This is a genomic window from Lamprobacter modestohalophilus, assembly GCF_016583905.1.
Classification (GTDB): domain Bacteria; phylum Pseudomonadota; class Gammaproteobacteria; order Chromatiales; family Chromatiaceae; genus Lamprobacter; species Lamprobacter modestohalophilus.
The window spans coordinates 90,697-108,454 of sequence record NZ_NRRY01000001.1; the positions used below are offsets into that span (position 1 = coordinate 90,697).

General features: G+C 63.0%; 7 protein-coding genes. 4 read left to right on the top strand and 3 right to left on the bottom strand.

Going from position 1 to position 17,758, the window contains the following annotated elements:
- Positions 1-22 precede the first annotated feature (22 nt).
- From CKO42_RS00390 to CKO42_RS00405, 4 genes are all read left to right on the top strand, one after another.
- Positions 23-208 carry a type II toxin-antitoxin system HicA family toxin gene (locus tag CKO42_RS00390; protein ID WP_200236935.1) on the top strand — a complete coding sequence of 62 codons (186 nt, stop codon included), beginning with the start codon at positions 23-25 and terminating at the stop codon, positions 206-208.
- Between the two features lie 2 nt (positions 209-210).
- Positions 211-423, top strand: a complete 213-nt coding sequence (locus tag CKO42_RS00395) for a type II toxin-antitoxin system HicB family antitoxin (RefSeq protein WP_200236431.1) — start codon at positions 211-213, stop codon at positions 421-423.
- Between the two features lie 150 nt (positions 424-573).
- The gene (locus tag CKO42_RS00400; protein ID WP_200236434.1) at positions 574-4,086 is read left to right on the top strand and encodes a hybrid sensor histidine kinase/response regulator; all 3,513 of its coding nucleotides are present in this window, start codon (positions 574-576) and stop codon (positions 4,084-4,086) included.
- A gap of 60 nt (positions 4,087-4,146) precedes the next feature.
- A complete protein-coding gene (locus CKO42_RS00405; RefSeq protein WP_200236437.1) occupies positions 4,147-6,843 on the top strand; it encodes a diguanylate cyclase in 2,697 nt (898 codons plus the stop codon).
- A gap of 9 nt (positions 6,844-6,852) precedes the next feature.
- Here the strand turns inward: CKO42_RS00405 and CKO42_RS00410 are convergent, their stop codons facing one another.
- The 3 genes from CKO42_RS00410 to CKO42_RS00420 are packed head-to-tail and all read right to left on the bottom strand — an operon-like array spanning position 6,853 to position 17,711.
- On the bottom strand, positions 6,853-10,932 hold the full coding sequence (locus tag CKO42_RS00410; RefSeq protein ID WP_200236442.1) for a response regulator: 4,080 nt from the start codon (positions 10,930-10,932) through the stop codon (positions 6,853-6,855).
- Positions 10,922-16,153, bottom strand: coding sequence for a PAS domain S-box protein (locus CKO42_RS00415; protein WP_200236445.1), 5,232 nt, complete (start codon positions 16,151-16,153; stop codon positions 10,922-10,924). Before CKO42_RS00415 ends, CKO42_RS00410 begins: the two co-directional genes overlap by 11 nt.
- Complete coding sequence (locus tag CKO42_RS00420; protein WP_200236448.1) at positions 16,143-17,711, bottom strand: response regulator; 1,569 nt, start codon at positions 17,709-17,711, stop codon at positions 16,143-16,145. The genes CKO42_RS00415 and CKO42_RS00420 overlap by 11 nt, the downstream gene beginning before the upstream one ends.
- Between the last annotated feature and the right edge of the window lie 47 nt (positions 17,712-17,758).

The following is a 17,758-nucleotide window of genomic DNA, read 5'->3' on the forward strand; positions in this document are numbered from 1 at the left end:
AGAAGATCGATCCTAGTTGCTCATGAAAGTCTCAGAGGTTGTGTCCAGACTCAACGCTGATGGCTGGTATCTCGCCACCACGAGAGGCAGCCATCGCCAGTTCAAGCATCCGTCGAAACCTGGCCGTGTCACGGTTTCCGGTAAACCGAGCGACGAGTTAGCGGCCGGAACTCAGAACAGCATCTTCAAGCAAGCAGGGTGGAAATAGCTATGCGGTATGCCATCGTGATTGAGAAAGCTAAGGGTAATTTTTCAGCCTATGTGCCTGACTTGCCAGGCTGTATTGCCACCGGAGAGAGCGTCGCCGAGGTCGAGAGTCGCATCCGCGAAGCGATCCTATTGCACATTGAAGGACTACGCGAAGACGGATTGACAGTCCCATCGCCACAGAGCCAAGTCGACTATATCGACATTGCCGCCTGAGCCTTTCCCACGCAAAGCCAACAGCGCATGATTTGGCAAATCAGCGGACGCTAAAAAAACCAAGCGCCATCGCGCTTGCAGGTCACCCAGTGGCGTTGATCCTGGCCGCTGATACAGGCCGCTGAATGATCCTGTAGGAAAAGAACAACAATGACAGAACACGCGGCACCGGCTGATCTGATCTTTGTGCTCGAGGCCGACGGCACCATCGTCGACTTCTATCAGGCCGAGACCGGTGAGCTGTTCGTGCCGCCAGAGGTCTTTCTAGGCAAGACGCCGCGGGCGGTGTTGCCGCCGGAGATCGCCCCGGCGTTTGCCGATGCGCTGCGCCGCGCGCGTGAGGGCGAGCGCTGGGTGTCGTTCCAGTACGAGCTGCCGATGCCCACGGGGCCGCGTCGTTTCGAGGCGCGCTTTGGTGCGCTTGCCGCCTCTGGCCGCCATGTGGTGGCGGTGCGCGATATCACCCAGCAGGCCGCCGCCGAACAGCGTCTGCGTGAGCACGAGTCGCTGCTCGAAACCATGTTCGGTCAGACCACCGATGCCATCGTGCTGGCTGACCCCGAGACCGGGCGCATCCTCGAATTCAACGATGCCGCTTGCCAGGGGTTGGGCTACAGCCGCGCCGAGTTTGCCCAGTTCCGGGTGCGGGACTTCGAGGCCGATCATGATCCGGAAACGATCGCCGACAATATCCGCGCCATCCTCGCCGGTGAGATCCGTGGCTTCGAGAGTCGGATGTGGCACAAGGACGGCTCGCTTCGGGATGTGAATCTCACCTTCCGGCTGGTTGAGCATGACGGCCGCCAGATGATCTCTGGCGTCTGGCAGGACATCACCGAGCGCAAGCGCAGGGAGCGCGAACTCGATGAATACCGGCTGCATCTCGAAGAGCTGGTCGCCTCAAGGACCATCGATCTAGAGGCCGCCAAGACCGCCGCTGAGAGCGCCAATCGCGCCAAGTCGGCGTTCCTCTCCAACATGAGCCATGAGATCCGCACGCCGATGAACGCGATCATCGGCTATGCCCATCTCATGCGCCGCGATCCGCTCACCCCAAGGCAATCGCAGCAGCTCGAGAAGCTCTCGGCCTCGGCGCAGCATCTGTTACACATCATCAACGATGTGCTGGATCTGTCGAAGATCGAAGCCGACAAGATTCAGCTCCAGGAGGAGGACTTTGAGCCGGCGCGGATCATCGATAACGTCTGTGCCCTAGTGACGCCGACCCTGATCAACAAAGGCCTGGAGCTGCGCATCGATCTCGATCATCTGCCGTTGCGGGTGCGCGGCGACAGTACCCGGTTTGGGCAGATCATGCTGAATCTGCTCAGTAATGCGGCGAAGTTTACCGAGGTGGGTGAGGTTTCGATTCAAGGCGTCCTGCTCGATGCGGGGCAGCCGGCGACGCGCACTCAGTCAACCGCGTCAACTGCGTCAATCGCGCCAACCGCGTCAATTGCGCCAACCGGACAGACGGTATGGCCCGACAAGACCGACCAGACCAAACTGCCCGAAAAGCCCGAAAAGCCCGAAAAGCCCGGATTGCCTGAAACGCCCGGACTGGGCGGAAAGACCGCGCAGACTGCGCTGCGGCTTGGCTTCGAGGTCTGCGACACCGGTATCGGCATGACCGAGGAACAGCGCTCGCGGCTGTTCCAGGCCTTCGAGCAGGCCGATGCCAGTACCACGCGACGCTATGGTGGCACCGGCCTGGGGCTGGCGATCAGCAAGCGGCTGTGCGAGTTGATGGGCGGGCAGATCCGGGTGCGCAGCGAGCCGGGGCGGGGCAGTTGTTTTGCCGTCGAGATCCCGTTTCGGCCCGCTGCCTCCGCGCAGCCAGAGGGGTCTCTGTTGGCCCGTCTGCAAGAGCGCCGCCTGCTGGTGATCGATGATGACCCCGCACATCGCGAGATCTTGGTGCAGCTGCTCGAATCCTTCGAGGTGCGGGCTGAGGCGGTGGCTACCGGCGCGCTCGGGCTGAGTGAGGTCCTCAAGGCCGACCGACAGGAACAGCCGTTCGATCTGGTGCTGGTCGACTGGCGTATGCCGGAGATGGATGGCATCGACACCGCGCACAGCATCCAGGCGCTGCCACTGCGGCAGGTGCCGGGGTGCATCCTGGTGACCGCCTTTGGCGATGAGCTGCCGACGGATCTGGCGGCCTCGGCAGGGATCACCCAGGTGTTAGCCAAGCCGGTGACCGCCTCCAAGCTCTACGATATCTTGCAATGGGCGCTGCAGGCTCAGGACCGCGCTCAGGCCCAAGCCCAAGCGCATGCAAAGGCGCAGCCGGGTACGATGGCGCCGTCGGATGCGATGTTCACCTCCCGAGCGCATCCATTTCGAGATCATCCATCCCGGGCTCATCCCGCCGCCGAGTTCGTCTCCGCTCGCATCCTGGTGGTCGAGGATCATGCGATCAACCAGGAGGTGACCCGCGAGCTGATCGAGACGCTCGGGCATCGTGTGAGCATCGCCGTGGATGGTGCCGAGGCGGTTGTGCAAGTGCGCAAACAGGACTTCGATCTGATCCTGATGGATATCCAGATGCCGGTGATGGATGGCTTGACGGCGACGCGCGAGATTCGTCTTCTCCCCGGGCGTCAGCAGGTGCCGATCGTGGCAATGACGGCGAATGTGTTCGAGGCGGATCGGCAACGCTCGATGGAGGCTGGCATGAATGCGCACATCGGCAAACCAATCGAGCCCGATGTGCTGGTCGCGACCCTGCAGCAGTGGTTGCCCCAAGGCGATTCGACGGCGCTGACAGGGGGATCGTCCAGCGCTTCGCCTAGCATCTCAGCCAGCGTCTCGCCTAGCACTTCTCCCGGCGCCTCCTCAACTGTGCGGCCAAATGAGCACCAACATCAGCGGCCAAGTGCCTGGTCAAGGTCATGGCCAAGTGCGCCCCAGCGCCCGCCGGTGGTGAATGAGGCCTCTGCCGGCGCGGTGGCGCGGAGGCTGGCGGAGGTGCCAGGCCTCAATGTCGAGCATGGACTGCGCCGGCTGCGTGGCGATAGTCGCCACTACAGTCGGCTGTTGCATCGCTTCGTCGACGATCACGGGCAGGATGCGGAGCGCATGGGCCAGTGCTTGCAAACGGGTGATTGGGAGACGATCGCGTCCTTTGCGCATGCGCTGAAAGGGGTTGCCGCCACCTTAGCGGCCGATCGCATTCGCTACCATGCGGCCGATATCGAGCAGGCCGCACGCATGGGGCTCAACCCGGAGCGGTTGCGGGCGCCGATCGAGCAACTGGGGTTAGCGCTGAAGTCCTTTTGTGCCGCTGTGCGGCAACTGCCTCTGGATCAGTCTCCTGAGCAGGGTTCTTGCGGAGTCGACGCAGGGGCGGTTGCCGCAGAGGGCGTTGCCGACGACGATCAACAGCAGGACCTCGCTGATCAGCTCGATCGGCTCGAGTGTCTGCTGTCGAATGACGACACCGAAGCCAATCGCCTGTTTGAGGATGCGAGACCGCTATTGAGTGCGGCCTTCGGTGAGCGACTGCACCGATTAGAGCAGCACATCGGCGACTTCGACTACGAGCAGGCGTTGGTCCTGCTGAGCGAACTGCGTGCCCAGCAGCGGGCAGACCGAGCCGAGCGGGCCGATCAAGCCGATATTGACGACCCACCTGCACATGGGCCGGCGAATGGGATCTGATAGTGCTCATGCACGCTTGATGAGTTGCTGTAATCTCACAGTGTGCGGAGCAAAAACCCTGTGAAATCAATCAACCTGACCGGCATGGCGATGGTGCTGTTCGCAGTGCTCTTGAGCCTGTTCGTGCTGATTGGCCTACAACTATTTCGCTTCGAGTCCAAAGTCTATCGACAACACGAGATCGAAGAGGTCAAACAGCAGCTCGATGAGCGCGCTGCTGCGCTCAAAGCACGCATCTACGCCAATATCTATGCCGTCTCCGGGGTCAAATCACTGGTGGCGATGAACCCCGACTTGACGCAGGACGATTTCAGTCGCGCCATGGCGGTGCAGTTTCGTGAAAAAGCGGATCTGCGCAACATCGGGCTTGCCAGGGATATGGTCATTCGTTTCATGTACCCGCTGCAGGGCAATGAAGCGGCCATTGGCTTGGACTACAGACAGCAGCCCAATCAGATCGAGGCCGTCCGGTTGGCGCTGGGGCTCAATAAGATCGTTCTGGCCGGCCCCGTCTCGTTGGTGCAGGGCGGTGAGGGCTTGATCGCGCGCATTCCCATTCGTGTTGATGATCCGGCATCGGGAAAGGAGCGATTTTGGGGGTTTGCGTCAGTGGTCATGGATATGGAATCCATCTTTGCCGGTGCCGGGATCAGGGCAAATGATGGCGCGCTGCGCATCAGCCTCAGAGGTCGCGATGCGGGCGGGCCAGAGGGCGAGGTGTTTTGGGGAGATGCCTCGGTGTTCGCGCGTGATCCGGTGACTCAGACCATCGAACTGCCCTATGGGAGCTGGCAGTTGGGCGCCATCCCAGCCGCCGGCTGGAGTCCCTATCCGATCCTGGACGCTCCGATGATGTGGATGTATCTCGTCGTCGTATCGGCCATTCTGATGTTTTCTATCGTCATCATTATCTTGCTCGCCAAGACCAAAAAAGCGACGAACACACTCAAAAAAGAGCGCGATCTGTTTGCCGAAGGCCCCGTCTTCACCATCGAATGGCGGGCTGAGCCGCAAGACCGGTGGTCGATGGTTTACGTCTCTACGAACGTCGAGCAGATCCTTGGTTACCGCGCGGCGGACCTCATTGATGCAGATTTCTGTTACAGCAGCCTGATCCATCCGGATGACTTATCGCGCATTCTCGCCGAATTGCAAAGCAATATTGAAGCGGGCACGGATCGTTTCGAGGCGTCTTATCGGCTGCGGACCGGCAACGGGCATTTTGTGTGGCTATACGACTTTACCATTTTGGTGCGTGATCAAGCCGGCCGGGTGAGCGGGATGCGCAGCTATCTCTACGATCAGAGCGCACAAAAATATGCCGAGGAAGCCCTGCGCCTCGCCGAGGCCCGGCTGGAGAAGACCGCGTACGAGTTGACTGAAAACATCCCGATCGGGACTTACACCATGGTGCAGCCAGCCGATGGCGGCATGGCGAAATTCGCCTTTATGAGCAGTCGGTTCCTGGAATTGACCGGGCTGAGCCGGGCGGAGGCCGTTACCGACACCTTGCGCGCCTTCGCCTGTGTGCACCCTGACGACTACGATGACTGGGTCGCGCTCAATGCCAAGGCCTTTGCCGAGCAGGCGCCCTTTTTTGGCGAAACCCGGCTTCTGATTGATGGGCAAGTGCGCTGGGTCACCGCTGAATCCTTCCCCCGCACCCTGGCGGATGGCACCACGGTGTGGGAGGGCGTCCTCGCTGATATCACCGATCGCAAGCGCGCCGAAGAGGCCCTGACGGAAAGCTTGGGCCGTTTCAACGACCTCGTCGACCATGTCTCGGTGGGCGTCTATGTGTTCTGGCATCGCGGTGATGGCCAGTCGGATTTCGAGTATGTCAGCGATGGCTGGTGCAGCATGAATCAACTCGATCGGGAGGCCGTGCTGGCTGATCCGAACGTTGCCGTTGAGGTGATTCATCCCGAGGATCTGGCGGAATTCAAACGCTGTAATCAACAGGCGATTGAGGACAAAAGTCAGTTTCGCTGGGAGGGACGGGTGATCGTTGGCGGTGTGGTGAGCCACATGCTGATCGAATCGAGCCCATTGTTTTTTGACAATGGCGACAGTCGCTGGTTTGGCATCCAACAAGATATCACTGAACGCAAGAGAGCCGAAGTGCTCTTACGTGAGACTAATAATGCGTTGGAAAATGAGATCATCAAACGGACGCTGGTCACAGAGGAGCTTAGGATCAAGACGGATCTGCTCGAGAAGCTCTCTCGGCAGGATGCTCTGACCGAGATTCCCAATCGTCGGCATTTCAATGAACGGGCTAAACTGGAATGGCAGCGCGCTCAACGCGTCGGTTTACCCCTGTCGTTGATCATGATCGATATCGATTACTTCAAAAAATATAACGACCATTATGGTCATGCCGATGGAGACGCCTGTCTCAAGCAAGTCGCGCGGGCGCTGAAGGCATGCGTCGAGCGACCTCTGGATCTGGTGGCACGCTATGGTGGTGAGGAATTTGTCGCCCTACTGCCGGAAACCGACCGCAGTGGCGCCGGCCATCTGGCCGAGCAGATGCGGGCGGCTGTGGAAGCCTTATCCATCCCTCACGCCGATTCCAGCGTTGCCGGTGTCGTCACCCTGAGTGTCGGCGTGGCGACGCACAAGGATGGCAATGCCAAGGCCAATCTGAGCCAATTGCAAGCCTGCGCGGATCAAGCCCTGTACCGCGCCAAGCACCAGGGGCGCAACCGGGTGGAGCTGGAAGCCACGCCGCCCGAGCAACAGACGTCAGTCTGAGTCTAAGGCTCACAGGTCTGCATCGAGGCTGCGCTCGATCTGATCCAAGGCCGTGAGTGCGCTTTCAAAGTCGTAGACGTCCAAGGCCGCTGCTAGGGGTTTGAGGGCGTTGGCGGTCGCCGTTCCTGACAGCTGCTGGCTTAGTGTCGAGAGCGTCTCGAGTGCGCGGATGTCGTCGCTTGCGAGCAACTCCCGCAGCGCCTTGAGTTGGTCTTGGAGTGCGACGCGATTGGTGACGGCGGGCGGCGCGCTCGTCTCCGACTCGAGCGCCTGCAAGCCTGCGATCACTGGCGTCAGTGCCGCGAGCGTTTTGCTGAGCAGATGATCGATCTTGCTCGCTTCCTGCTCCTGTAGGCAAGCGGCCTCGAGTGCCGCAGCGGCCTCGCGCACGCCTTGGGCGCCGATGTTGGCGGCCACGCCTTTGAGCGTATGCGCACAGCGGGTCGGCGCCTCTGGATCTTGCGCTTTGGCCGCCAGCGCGGCGGCGAAGTCGCCGGCGAAATCCGCTTGGGTCTCGGCGAAGCGCCGTAGCAGGCGCCGGTAGAGCGCCTGATTGTGCTGGGTAATCGCCAGCCCTGCGGCGGTATCGATGCCTGGTAGATCCACAGGCTTCGTTCCCTCAGGCGTCGCCTCAGGGCTCATGAGGCTCTCTTCACTCCTCTCCTCACTTCTCTCCTTACTCTTCTTCTCATTCTCCTCCTCGACCTCCTCCTCGACCTCGATCCAACGTGCCATAGTCGTGAGCAGCTCGCGGACCTTCACGGGCTTGCCGATGTGATCATTCATGCCGGCGGCGATGGCCTTCTCGCGATCGCCGGTCATCACATTGGCGGTCATCGCAAGGATCGGCAGCTGCCGATACCGTGGGTCTTGTCGCATCGCGCGGGTCGCCGCATAGCCATCCATGATCGGCATCTGGCAGTCCATCAACACGCCATCGAAGTGTTGCTGTTCCAGCAGATCCAGCGCCTCTTGTCCGTTGTTGGCTACCTCCACCGTCATGCCATTGGTGGTCAAGAGCTCCATGGCCAACTCCTGATTGATCGCGTTGTCCTCCACCAGCAGCAGATGCGCGCCGCGTAGCTTCGCCAGCGCCTCGCTGGTGGCCTCCTGATGGTCAGCGGCGCGGGAGTCGGTGACCGCCTCGCGGCCCATCGCCGTGAGGATCGCATCGAGCAGCGTCGAGGGCGTCACCGGCTTGGTCAGAAAGCCGGCCAGCTCCAGATCATCGGCCGCGCGCTGCGCCTCATCGCGCCCATAGGCGGTGACCATGATCACCGTGGGCGCGCGCGCGATCAGCTGATCGGCCTGGATGGCCCTTGTGGTGTCGAGGCCATCCATGCCCGGCATCTTCCAGTCGATCAGCACCAGATCATAGGGCGTGCGGCTGTCGGCCTGCTCGAGGCGCTCGATCGCCTGAGGGCCACTCTCGGCCTGCTCGACCTGGAAGCCGAAGGCCTTGAGCATGGATTCCAACACCTCGCGCGCGGTGCGATTGTCGTCGACCACCAGCACCCGCAGTGCCTCCAGATCATCCACCTTCAGGCGCCGTTGTGAGCGCACCCCGCGCTGCTTGCCTAGACGCACGGTGAAGTGGAAGCGGCTGCCGATCCCCGGCGTGCTCTCGACCCAGATCTCGCCGTCCATCATCGCGGTGAGGCGTTTGCTGATCGCCAGCCCCAGCCCACTGCCACCATACTTGCGCGTGGTCGAGCTGTCGGCCTGGCTGAAGGACTGGAACAGCCGCTGCTGCTGCTCCGGGGTCATGCCGATGCCGGTGTCGCGCACCAAAAAATGCAGCCAGACGTGCTCGGCATCTTCTTGGTGTACCCGAATCCGGATCAGGATCTCGCCGCCGGGCTCGGTGAATTTGACCGCGTTGTTGCCGAGATTGATCAGCACCTGACCCAGGCGTAGCGCATCGCCGATCAATGCCGTCGGCAGGTCCGGCGGCAGCTCGAACAGCAGCTCGATGCCCTTCTCCTCGGCCTTGATACCGACCAGGTTGGCGAGGTTGTCCATCACGTCTTCAAGCCGAAAGTCACGCACCTCGATGTCGAGCTTGCCGGCCTCGATCTTGGAGAAATCCAGGATGTCGTTGATGATGCCGAGCAGCGCCTCGGCCGAGCGATGCGCCTTCTCGATGTAGTTGCGCTGACGCGGGTTGAGCTCGGTCTGCAGCGCCAGATGCGACATGCCGAGGATGGCGTTCATCGGCGTGCGGATCTCATGGCTCATGTTGGCCAGGAACTCGGATTTGGCGCGGGTGGCCGCCTCGGCGGCATCGCGCGCTTGCGCGAGCGCCTCCTGAGCCACCTTGCGCTCGGTGATGTCCTCGAAGAAGGCGATGAACCACTCCTCGTCGCGAACCCGTTGGAGATAGATGGTGACCTCGGCCGGATAGAGGCTGCCGTCCTGGCGCCGGTGTTGGGTCTCGATCTTCAGGCTGTCCTGGCTTTGACGCAGATCCTTGGCCACCTGCCGTAAGGCTTCGGGGCTGAATCCGGGGTTGATGTCGCTGACGGTCAGCTGCAGCAGCGCCTCACGGCTATAGCCGAACTGCGCGCAGCACTGATCGTTGGCGTAGATGAAGCGGCCGTTGTCGGCGTTATTCCACGCGATGCCAATACCGGCGCGATCGATCGCCCGTTGGGTATAAGCGAGCTGGTCATTGCTCGCCTGCAGCTCGGCGGTGCGCTCGGCGACCAGCGACTCGAGCTGCTGGCGGTGGCGCCGCTCGCTCTCCTGCAAGCGGGCCTTGGCCTCTTGCTGCTCGGTGACGTCGAGCGTGATGCCGTCCCAGAGGGTGTCGCCGTCTACGCCGCGGCGTGGGCGTGATTGGATCAAGAGCCAACGCTGCCGGCCATCAGGATGGTTGAATGGCAGCAGCTCGGAGAAATCGCTCAGGTCTGCCGCGCTCTTGGCGCCGGCCTCGGCGTTGCGCTCGCGCGCATCCGGCGGTATCCGCGCAAAGATGCAGTCCGAGTCCGCCTGCAGTTGCTCGGCGCTCAAGCCGAGCACGCGTTCGGCGCCGGCGCTGACGTAACAGAACACCGGCTTGCCGTTGGCGACCTGGTACTGATAGATGAAGCCATTGGGCAGGTTGTCGCCGAGCGAGCGCAGCTGAGTCTCCGTCTCGAGCAAGGCCTGTTTGGCGCGCTCGGACTCGCGGGTGCGGTTGGCGACGGCGCGGCGCAGCGAGATGACCCAAAGGCCGACCAGGATCAGCACCAGGCTGAGTGCCGCGATCGCCTTGAGTGCCAGCATGGCATGGCGGCGATAGTCCAGCGGCGTCGTCAGCCATGCTTGGCGTAGATCGGCGATCTCGGCCTCGGGGATCGAGGCCATGCCCTGCTCGACCAGGTCCAGGGTGGCCTGAGCGTCCTTGCGCGTCGCGCGGTGGAATTTCCCCTCGTAGAGCTCGAACGCCTTGACCAGCTGCTGATGGGCGTTGAGCTGGTAGAGATAGAAGTTGGCTGGATGCTCATCCATGCAGAAGACCTTGATCTCCTGCGCCTTGGCGGCCGCGATCACGGCCCGGTAATTCTCGTAGCGCTTCAGGTCATGGATGCCGCGGTTGGCAAGCCAGTCGATGCAGGCATCGCCCTGCATGACGCCGATCTGAAAACCGCGCAGGGTCTCGAGCTTGGTCAGCCCGCCGATCGAGCGGTCGCGATAGATGGCCACCGGCAGGGTGGCGTAAGGCTCGGAAAAGGCATACAGTGGCAGGCGCTGCGGGGTCTTGTAGAGGTTCTCGATGACATCGGCCTCGCGGTCGAGCAGGCGTTGTTGCGCGAGATCCCATTGCAAGGGCTGCAAGTCCACAGGGATACCGGTGACCTGTGACCAGCGCTGCCAGAGATCGGCGAGGTAGCCATCGGCCTCGCCCTCGGCGTTGATGAACAGATAGGGCGGATAATTCTCGTCGCCGACGACGCGCAAGAGGCGCTCCTGTGCGCATGCGGCGACTGGCGCGAGCGCGAACAGCAGCAGTGACAGCGGCAAGATGCAATGGCGCTGGAAGCGCCGCGCAGATGGCGCAAGCGATGACAGCGGACGTGGTTCTGGTCTGCGCTGGTCAGGCGGCATGGATGGCATCCTCAACCTCTTCAAGCGCCGCTAGCGCTTGCTCAAAATCATAGGCCTCGAGCGCGGAACTGAGCGGTTTGAGCGCCTGGGCGAGGCGACTGTGACCAAGTTGCTCGGCAAGGTCGCGCACCAGTGTGATGGCATCGGTATCGTCTTGCTCGATTAAGGCGCGCAGTCGGGCGAGTTCGTTCGCCAAGGCTGCAGGATCAAGCGCCAGCTCGGATTGTGCCCCACCCTCGGGCACTGATGTTCCGAGCGCCGATGGCCCGGCCGACGTCGCTCCGGAAGCAGGGCCAGGCGCGGCAGCCGATAGCGCCCTAAGCCCAGCCAGCACCCGCAGCAGCGCTGCGCAAGTATCGGCGACCAACTCTTCGAGCTGGCCGTTATCGGCACCGACCTGACAGGCCACCTCCAAGGCTGCCGCTGCTCGGCGCACGCCCTCGGCGCCGATATTGGCTGCCACGCCCTTGAGCGAGTGTGCGCAGCGCGTTGGCGCCTGCGGGTCCTCTGCGCGAGCAGCCATTGCAGCGGCAAAGTCGCCTGCGAAATTCGCCTGCGTCTCGGCGAAGCGGCGCAGCAGGCGCCGGTAGAGCGCTTGATTGTGCTGCGTCACGGACAGCCCTGCGGCGGTATTGATGCCTGGTAGAGGAGGGAGTTGAGAGGACTGAGGCGTGAGCGGAGTAGAGTGAGGCGTTAGCGAAGACGCGGCAGCTTGCTGAGTGCTTGCATTCAGGCTCTCTTTGCTCCTCTCCTGACGCTTCTCCTCACTCTCCCCCTCTCTCCGCTCAACTCGCTTCTCGACCATGATCCAACGCGCCATGGTGGTGAAGAGTTCGTGCACCTTCACTGGCTTGCCGATGTGATCATTCATGCCAGCGGCGATGGCCTTCTCACGATCGCCTGTCATCACATTGGCGGTCATCGCCAGGATCGGCAGCTCGCGGTAACGCGGGTCTTGGCGGATGGCGCGGGTCGCCGCGTAGCCGTCCATGATCGGCATCTGGCAATCCATCAGCACGCCATCGAAGCGCTGTTGCTCGAGCAGCGCGATCGCCTCCTGACCATTGTTGGCCACCGCTGCGCTCATGCCATTGGTGGTCAAGAGCTCCAATGCCAGCTCTTGATTGATGGCGTTGTCTTCGACCAGCAGCAGAGAGGCGCCGCAGAGTTTGGTGAGGGCCTCTGCCATCGCCTCCTGCTGATCCGGTCGGTTCAGCCCATCGACCAGGAAGGGACGCTGCGAGGCTTGCTCCTGCTGCTTCTCCAGACGGACGCTGAAGTGGAAGGTACTGCCCACGCCCGGCGTGCTCTCGACCTGTATCTCGCCGCCCATCATCTGCGTTAGCCGCTTGCTGATCGCCAGTCCCAGGCCGCTGCCACCATACTTGCGTGTGGTCGAGCTATCGGCTTGGTTGAACGACTGGAACAGCCGCTGCTGCTGTTCTGCGGTCATGCCAATCCCGGTATCTTGGATGCTAAAGCGCAACCAGATGTCGTTTTCTTCTTCCCGCTGCACAATCACGCGGATCAGGATCTTGCCGCCGGGCTCGGTGAACTTGACCGCGTTATTGCCGAGATTGATCAGCACCTGTCCAAGGCGCAGCGGATCGCCGATCAGCGCCGTGGGCAGGTCCGGGGGCAGCTCGAAGATCAGCTCTAGGCCCTTCTCCTCGGCCTTGAGACCGACCAGGTTGGCGAGGTTGTCCATCACATCCTCGAGCCGGAACGCGGTGCTCTCGATGTCGAGCTTGCCGGCCTCGATCTTGGAGAAATCCAGGATGTCGTTGATGATGCCGAGCAGCGCCTCGGCGGAGCGATGCGCCTTCTCGATGTAGTTGCGCTGACGCGGATTGAGATCGGTCTGCAGGGCCAGATGCGACATGCCGAGGATGGCGTTCATCGGCGTGCGAATCTCATGGCTCATGTTGGCCAGGAACTCGGACTTGGCGCGGGTCGCCGCTTCGGCGGCATCGCGCGCCTGCGCCAACTCCTGCTGTGCGGCCTTACGCTCGGTGATGTCTTGGGCAATGCCGCCAATGCGTAGGCACTCGCCTGCGGCATCCATCACTGGGCGTCCCGCCGCATTGATCCAGCGTCGCTCGCCGTTGGCGTGCCGGATGCGGTACTCGGCATGATAGTAGTCGCCGCTGCTGATCGCCTGTTCGATGCGCTGCTTGACGTAGGCCCGATCTTCCGGATGGATGCGGGACAGCAGCAAGCGAAAGGAGGCCGGTTGCTCAGCGGGAATGTCGAAGATGCTCCTGAACGACTCTGACCAATACAACCGATTCTCCTTCAGACGCCATTCCCAGACGCCGATCGAGGCGCCCTCGATGGCGAGGCGCAGGCGCTCTTCGCTCCTGCTGAGCTGCTCCTGCAGCGCCTTGCGCTCGGTGAAATCGGTCAGCCAGCCGAGGATGCCAGGCTCACCCTGGTAGTCGAGCTTGACGAAGCTGGCCAGCATGTAGCCGAGACTGCCGTCGTTGCGTCGCATCTCGACCTCAAAATCGGTCACCTGGCCGTCGCGCTCGAGCCGTTCGAGCATGCGCGTGCGCTGCGCGGGATCGGCGTAGATGTCGCGCGAGGAATCGCCCACCGACAGCGAGAAGGTCTTTTGGAAGCTGGGATTGATCAGACGGATCACCCCGTTGACCGTGATCCCAGCGCATAGCGGACTGGCATCGAGGATGCTCTGCATCTGCTGGCGCTCGGCGATCAAGGCGTTCTGGGCGCTGACGCGCTCGGCGATGTCCATGAATACCAATACGGCGCCGACCTGCTCGCCGCCCTTGCGCATCGGCACCATGACGTATTCCACCAGCAGCGCCGCGCCATCGCGTCGCCACAGCAGATCCTGTTCGATGCGACGTTGTTGGCCGTCGCTGAGGGTGCGGTTCATCGGGCAGTCGGCCTCCGCGCACGGGCGGCCATCGGCATGGTGATGATGCAGCGTGTCATGCAGCGATAAGCCGATCAGCGCCTCCGGCGCATAGCCGAGCAACTCACCAGCGGCGCGGTTGCAGAAGCTGATGCTGCCGTCGAGATCAACGCCGATGATGCCCTCGCCGGCGGAGTCGAGGATCAGCGCATTGCGCTCGCGCGCGGCCTCGATCTCGGCCTCGGCCTGGCGCAGCGCGGTGCGGTCGAAGATGGCGCCGTCGATGCGCAGCGGCTGGCCTTGGTCGTCCAGGCTGGCGGCGCCACGAGCGGCGAGCACATGCTCGCTGCCATCCGGCCAGCACACCCGGTACTCGATCTCCAGCGGGCGCTCGCCACGCAGGCTGGCCGCGAACTCGGCAAGCACCCAGGCACGATCCTCGGGGTGGATGCGCTCGGTCCAGCCCTCTAGGGTTGCCGGCTGGTCCTCTGGCAGACCAAGCAACTGCGCGACGCGCTTGTCCCAGCTCCAGCGGTTGCTCAGCAGATCGCCGCTCCAAAGACCGACCTCGGCGGCATCCAAGGCCAGATTGCGGGTGGTTTCGGCCTCGCGCAGCGCCAGCGCGATCTGCTTGGTCTCAGTGAGATCCTGGGCGATGCCGACGAAGTGGGTGATCTGTCCGGCCTCATCCACGACCGGTGCGATCGACAGCGAGACCCAGTAATGCTCGCCGCTTCTCTTGGTATTGCAGAGTTCGCCGTGCCAGGTGTTGCCGCTGAGGATGGTTGACCAAAGCTGTTCATAGGTCTCGGTCGGGGTGTTGTCGCTCTTCAGTAGCCTTGGATTCTCGCCCAGGGCCTCCTCTGCGCTGTAGCCGCTGATCTCGCAAAAGGTTGCATTGACGTGTTCGATGCGACCCTCGCGGTCGGTGAAGATGATGCAGAGTGGGTTCTGCTCGACCGCCTGGACGTACTTGCGCAGGTCGTGGGTGCGCTCCTCGACCAGCTCGTTGAGTCGGCCGCGGGCGCGTTCGCCGAGCCAGATCAGGGCGACGATCAGACCCAAGGCGAGCAGCACCACGCCGCCCAGGGCGCTGAGCAGCGGGGTACGCAGGGCGCGATAGGGCTCCAGGGCCTCATCCAGATCCATCTCGGTGGCGATACCGAGCCCGAGCGTCTTGGACCAGCTCCAGACGCCGATCACCAGAACACCGCGATAGTCACGGTAGCCTTGGGCGTCGATGCCATCCTCAGCACGCAGTGCGGCCTGCGCCATCCGGGTCAGCGGCCAGGTCTCGGGCGCGTTGTTGGGCTGAAAGCCGCGGTTTAGATCGCCGCCTGGGTCAGCGATGCGCAGGCCAGGGGTGGCCTCGAATCCGGCCAATGGCGCTTGCTCGAAGCGTGAGGGGGTGAGCAGATGGCCGCGCGTATCGAACAGATAGGTCTCGCCGCTGCGGCCCAGCTGTCCGAATGCGGTGATCTGGCGCAGTGCTTGTGCCGGGTCCAGGCGCAGGCCGAGCAGGGCGCGCATCCCCTGAGCATCATTGACCGGTGTGAGGAGAAACATCGCTTGCGGCAGGCAGTCAGCGCCGGTCTTCTCCTGATTCGGCGCGCTGGGCGGGATGAACAGGCGCTCGCCGCTCAACAGCCGGGCGAAGTCGAACGGGTTGCAGCGTGCCACCGGATGCAGCTCGCCGAGTGGCCCTGGCTCGGCAGCGGCCAGCACTCGACCTTCGAGCGAGAGGAGAAACACGTCCTCGGCGTTGCTGAGGTTGCGGCTCTCGGCTAGGCGCTCGCGCGCCAGCGCCAGTGCTGGGCTGTCGCGCAGCAGGGTCGGCGTCTCGGCGGCCGCGAGCAAGGCCCCGAGCAGCGGCTGCAGCTGTGGATCATTAGCGATGCGTTCGGTTTCGCGCTGATGGCTATCGACCCACATCTGCATCGCCTGCTCTGTGGCGCGATTCATCGCCCAGAGCGTCTCGGCCTTGTCGGCGCGCAGGCGTTGATCGATCTGGCTCAGCCCCTGTTGCGCCAGTGCCAGCGCCAGCGCCAGGAACAGGCCCGCCAGCGCCAGTGCCAATAGCATGACGCCGCGCCGCTCGATCAGCCGATCCTCGCTGCCGCGACGCAGCCGACGCAGCAGCGTCAGGGTCAGCGCGATGCTGACGCCAATGGTGATGGCCCAGGTGATGAAGGCGACCGGTGCGAGCGCGGCGACGCCAGCGCCGGCATCGGCGAGCGCGGTAGCGCATGGGATGATCGCGAGTGCTGAGGCGGTGAGCAGGCGGCGGAGGCGACGCGCCGGCCAATGGCGACGAGAATCGGCCCTGCTGTGCTCAGCGACCATGATGCGCGGGCAGGGTCACGCTAAAGCAGGTGCGCTCTTTTTCGTTGCTGATGAAGCTGATCGAGCCGCCGAGCACCTCGGCCATCAGCTTGGCGCTGTAGGTGCCGAGGCCGGAGCCGTCTTCCTTGCCGAAGGTGGCGCCTTTCTCGAACAGGCGCTCGCGGATTGCGCTCGGCACCAGGGCCGGGTTCAGCACATGCACCTTGACCTGGCCACCGCCGTGCTCGAAGCGGATGCGCACGCTGCCACGGGCTGCCGTGGCCTCGATGGCGTTGCGCATCAGGTTGGCGAGGATGGTGTAGATCAGCAGGCGCTCGCCCGAGGCGACCAGCGCCTCTGGCTGGTCGTGCTCTTGCAGCAACAGCTCGACCATGCCGGCACGCGCCAACGGCTGTAGGTCGCGCATCACCCGTTGGGTCAGATCGACCAGGTTCACCGGCGCGAGCTTGGGCTCGTATTCGCCGCGCTCGATGCGCAGCAGCTCGACCGAGAAGTTCACCAGCTCGCTGACGGTGAAGGCGGCCTGCTCGATCTTCTCACGCAGCTCATTCTGCACCGGGGTCAGGTAGCCCTGCTCGCCGAGCTCATCCGCGTAGCCGATGATGGCAGTGAGTGGATTGCGGATGTCGTGGCGCACCATGCGGTCGATATCTTCCTGCAGGCGGATGTGCGCGACGGTGAGATCGAGCTGCTCGCGCAGTGCATCGGCGGCATCCTTGAGCCGGAGCTGGGTCTCGATGCGGGCCTTGAGGATGGTCGGTTGAATCGGCTTGACGATGTAGTCGTCCGCGCCCGCGGTGAGGCCGGCGGCGACCTCGTCGTTGGTCCATTTGGCGGTGACGAAGATGACCGGGATCGAGGCGGTGCGTGGATTCTGCTTGAGCTTGCTCAGCACCTCCATGCCGTCCATCTCCGGCATCATGATATCGAGCAGGATCAGATCCGGCGGTGGCTGGGCGGCGGCCACCTTGAGGGCGATGCGGCCATTGATGGCGGCCTTGACGTTGTACTGCGGTTTCAGCGCCTCGGCGACGATCTCGATATTGTCGGGCTCGTCGTCGACGGTGAGGATGATGCGCTGACGGGGACCGGAGGAGGTCTCGGACTCGCCACCGAGCGGATTGGCGGGATCGCTGCCGGAGGGCAGGTGCATGGCGCTGGCGCCGTATTTGAACGCGCTTCTAACGCGCTTGGCGAGTGACTCAGAGGTAAAGGGCTTGGCGACGAAGTCGGTGACGCCGGACTTGATGGCGTCGGCGACCCTGGTGCGACTGATCTCACCGGTCACCATCAGGAACGGGAGTTTGGCGGTCTTCGGGTTGGCGCGAATCTGCCGCAGCAGTTCGAGCCCATTCATCTTTGGCATGTGCCAGTCGGCCAGCACCATGTCAACGCGCTCGCGTACGCGCTCGTGCTTGAGCAGGTTGAGCGCCTCTTGACCATCGGCGGCCGCAGCCGCGACCTCGAAGCCTTGGTCCTCGAGGGCATAGCTCAGGGTTTTCAGCATCGTCGGGATGTCGTCGACGATCAGTAACCGCATCGGGATGTCATCGCTCATGGTGCAGGTGTCGTATTCAGATAGCGCTCAAGAATTCTTCCTTCGGC